Below are 4,177 nucleotides of genomic sequence, written 5' to 3' on the forward strand. Positions count from 1 at the left end.
ATCCAAGACATCCTGCTTCATATCCACAAACAAATGTAACTTCTCCATCATATCTGGAGCGAACCTGCTCCATGTATTTAAGAACAAGTTTATAATCTGATGGTATTGTCTGCTTATATTCAACCTTATCTGTTTCGTAACTGTAACAACAAAGTGTGTACTGTTCCTTATGGACATCCATCCCAACATAAACTATACTATTCATATGTGACCTCCTATTGTATGCGGTAATCCCTGTTACCTGATATTGTTTTTTTCAATTAATATCTTACAGGTAAATCCACGAATCTACAATTGTGAGGTCACTTCATATTGTCTCCATTAAACTTTCTCTACCTATAATACAATAATTCTTTTAGATAGACAACTTATAAAAAATCATTAAAAACAAATTATTCTTTTCTTTTTATATCAAACAAGATATAATTTATAGAATGAAGAAAAATTATTTAAACTATTTACGCGATGGAAAAGCACTATCTTTTCATCAACAGATACTTTTGACGCTACAGTTAAGTTTTCCTGCCATTTTGGCACAGCTTACATCTGTAGTTATGCAATACATTGATGCTTCTATGGTTGGGCATTTAGGTGCAAATGCATCCGCATCAATAGGCCTTATGACATCAACGACCTGGCTTTTTGGAGGATTAATTTTAGCAATTAATGCCGGATTTACTGTTCAAATTTCTCAAAGCATAGGTGCCAAAAAAGAACGAGAAGCACGAAGCATCTTAAAACATGGCTTTTGTGCAGTGCTAATTGCCGGTTTTATATTTGCATTACTTGGAGCATTAATTAGTCCTTTTTTGCCAATTTGGCTAGGAGGTAGTCCTGAGATCTGCTCTAAAGCATCTCAATATTTTTTCATTTACATTATTTCAATGCCAATTATAATTCTTGCACAATATGCAGGTAGTTCCTTACAGGCAAGTGGAAATATGCGTGTTCCAAGTATTGTTAATATTCTAATTTGCTTTTTAGATGTAGTATTCAATTGGTTTTTTATTTTTTTATTAAATCTTGGAGTCATTGGTGCTGCTATTGGAACCGTTTTAGCTGAATTTGTTGGTGCAGTCATTTTACTTTACATACTATTATTTAAATCAAAGATGCTACGTTTACAACCAAAAGAACGATTTTCTTTTAACCAAATATATTTTACACGTGCGTTTAAAATAGGTTCTCCTGTGGCTTTCGAACAAATAATAATGGGAAGTGCTTATGTCTTACTTACAAGAATTGTTGCTCCTCTTGGAAGCATTGCAGTTGCTGCACATTCTTTTGCTATAACTGCAGAAAGTTTTTGTTACATGCCTGGATATGGTATTGAATCTGCTTCAATGACAATAGTTGGACAAACAGTTGGTGCTAATAGAAAAGATTTAGCTAAGCGACTTGGTTGGCTTTCAATTATTCTTGCAATGATTATTATGGCAGGCTCCGGTTTATTTTTGTACTTTGGTTCACCTTTTATGATGAAACTTTTAACATCTGATACTCACATTCAACAGTTGGGAATAAAGGTTCTACAATTAGAAGCATTTGCAGAGCCAATGTACGCAGCTTCAATTGTGGCCTCGGGTGTTTTCCGTGGTGCTGGAGACACGTTTATTCCGAGCATGATGAGTTTTATCAGTATGTGGGCTGTTCGATTAACTCTAGCATATATTATGGCACCAATTTATGGTTTATTTGGAATCTGGCTTGCGATGTTTATAGAATTAAATTTCCGTGGAATCATTTTTTTAATACGAATGTTTTCTGGAAAATGGTTGCAAAAAAAAGTATAATGTTGCTTGACAAAAAAAAATCATAGAACTATAATTTTTGCATCAGAAAGGAGGTAAAGTTATGAAAAAATTAAATTTTAAAGGGTTAATAATATCTATATTAAGTGGCGCTACAGGATTATGCTTTTCTTGGATAGTAAGACTAATTATGAGTGGTATAGAAGAAAATGTAAATTGGATAATGATAATATCTATAACTTTGGCACTTACTTTTCTTACAATTATCATTAATGCTATCAAGAAAATCATTATTGCAAGAATAATAAAAGAGTTCAACTGCAAATATAAAAATCTAATTTTTGAAGCTAGATTTAAATCAAATAAAGACAATAATTATATATCATTATTAACAAATGATATTAATGTTGTAGAAAATGATTATTTAAAAGCAAAATATGATTTGATTACTTGTATATCTATGTTTATTTGTTCATGGACAAATTTAATTTTCTACAATTTTTTTCATGGTATTGTAATATTATGTATGGCTATTATATCATTATTAGTTTCCCTAAAAATGAGACAAGAAGCTCAACAAAAAAGAATTGATGTTTCTCAAAAGCAAGAACTATATACTCATAAAGTAACAGATATGTTTTTAGGAATTTCTGTAATTCGACAATTTTTAGTCCTAGAACATATTCGAAACGAACATGATAACGTTAATCTTAACCTAGAGAATTCTAAATTTAAAAATGAGCTTTTTTTAGCAAAAATGGAAGCAATTGGTACTTTATTTTCTATGGGAATGTTTTATGTTAGTTTTTTAATTGGAGCAATATATGTTAATAAAGGAATTTACACTATTTCTATCATGATGGCTTCAATTCAATTAATTAACAAAATAGTGACTCCATTATATGATGGCGTTGCAATTCTTAACAAATATAATGGTGCAATTGCAATTGTTGATAAACTAGAAAATAGTTTAATGGTGGAAAATAGACAATCTGGATTAACATTTGACAAAATCAACAAGATTTCCATAAAAAATTTATGCTTTAAACAGCAACAATTTGAAATGAAAAATATAAATATCGAACTTGAAAACAATAAAAAATATGTTATTGTTGGAAAAAGTGGTTCTGGAAAATCAACTTTGTTAAATTTAATATCTGGACAAATGACTTGTCATAATGGTGAATTATGTATTAATAATGTTCCATACAAAAATATTGATTATAATTATCTTAAAAAAGCTATTGCATATATGAACCAGGAAGTATATGTTTTCAATGACACCATAAAAAATAATATTACATTATATGAGGATTATAAAGACGATTGCTACAATAATGTTTTAAAAAAATCTGGTGTTGATTCATTTATTAAAAATCTTAAAGAAAAAGATAATACAATTCTTGAAGAAAATGGAGAAAATATATCTGGTGGACAAAGACAACGAATTGCCTTAGCTAGAGTACTAATGCGAAATGCCGACGTAATCTTGTTAGATGAAGCATTTTCTGCACTTGATTATGAAACAACTAGACAAATCATAAATGACATTTTTTCATTAGAATGTACTGTCTTAATGGTTTTGCATAGTTTTAATGAGAAAATATTAAAGAAATGCGATAAAATCATTGTGATGGACAATGGAGAAATAAACGAAGTTGGTTCATATGAAGAATTAACAAGTAAAAATTCATATTTTTCTGAATTATATAATATGAGATAAAAATCTCAAAACTATTTTTTAGTTAAATCTTAAAATATTCGTTCATGTAGCATACTCCTTTTGATTCTGTTTTTCCTGTTGATTAACATTCTATCAAAAAGTTGCCACATGGACTTCTTTCTTAACAATTCATTAAACCTTAATCTTTGTGTTTCCATTTATTTTTTATTTGCTATATTCTATTTTTTATGATTATTATGACAACATAATATCATAACATATCTAAGATAGTTTACTTACATCTTGAAACGAATAAACTACTTCAAACCATATGCTTCTCTTATCTCTTTAAGCTTCTGCTCTACGATTTCCTTATGTTCTGGATGACGACGTTCTACATAAAACTCGCATGCTGGAACAAGATATTTGTAGAATTCTTCGTAGCCGATGATATCTTCTACATCATCATAACCTAAGCTTGAAAAAAAACAGATTACATTTTCTCCAAAATAAGATTCATCATACGGATCATCATAATCTTCTGAAAATATCATTGCATAACTTTGGTTATAATCACTCAATTTATTTTTCATGTCATCTAAATGTTTTAAAAAATTTTTTGAATTGACGTACCGATTCAATGTTAAACTAACTGATCCCTTGTTACATTTTTTCCAATAATAAGCATCATACTCTCTCATACATTCCATAAAATTTTCTTCTGTCACTACTGTTACTTTATTATTTTTTTCTATACTCATTT

Annotated in this window: 3 protein-coding genes and 1 pseudogene; 2 read left to right on the forward strand and 2 right to left on the reverse strand. The window is 29.2% G+C overall.

The window, feature by feature from the left end:
• Nucleotides 1-205 (reverse strand): annotated as a pseudogene (locus BLV79_RS11840) (IS110 family transposase); the annotation flags it as partial.
• Nucleotides 206-434: 229 nt separating this feature from the next.
• On the opposite strand from BLV79_RS11840, the gene BLV79_RS11845 reads away from it, so the two are divergent.
• Nucleotides 435-1,793: an MATE family efflux transporter gene (locus BLV79_RS11845; RefSeq protein WP_074719191.1), complete on the forward strand. Its 1,359-nt coding sequence runs from the start codon at nt 435-437 to the stop codon at nt 1,791-1,793.
• Between the two features lie 61 nt (nt 1,794-1,854).
• Nucleotides 1,855-3,474 carry an ABC transporter ATP-binding protein gene (locus BLV79_RS11850; protein WP_074719193.1) on the forward strand — a complete coding sequence of 540 codons (1,620 nt, stop codon included), beginning with the start codon at nt 1,855-1,857 and terminating at the stop codon, nt 3,472-3,474.
• Between the two features lie 257 nt (nt 3,475-3,731).
• On the opposite strand, the gene cdiI is transcribed toward BLV79_RS11850, so the two are convergent.
• The coding region (gene cdiI, locus BLV79_RS11855) for a ribonuclease toxin immunity protein CdiI (protein WP_083354576.1) at nt 3,732-4,177 on the reverse strand (446 nt) is incomplete at its 5' end.

This window comes from Lachnobacterium bovis DSM 14045 (genome assembly GCF_900107245.1).
In the GTDB taxonomy this organism is placed as follows: domain Bacteria; phylum Bacillota; class Clostridia; order Lachnospirales; family Lachnospiraceae; genus Roseburia; species Roseburia bovis.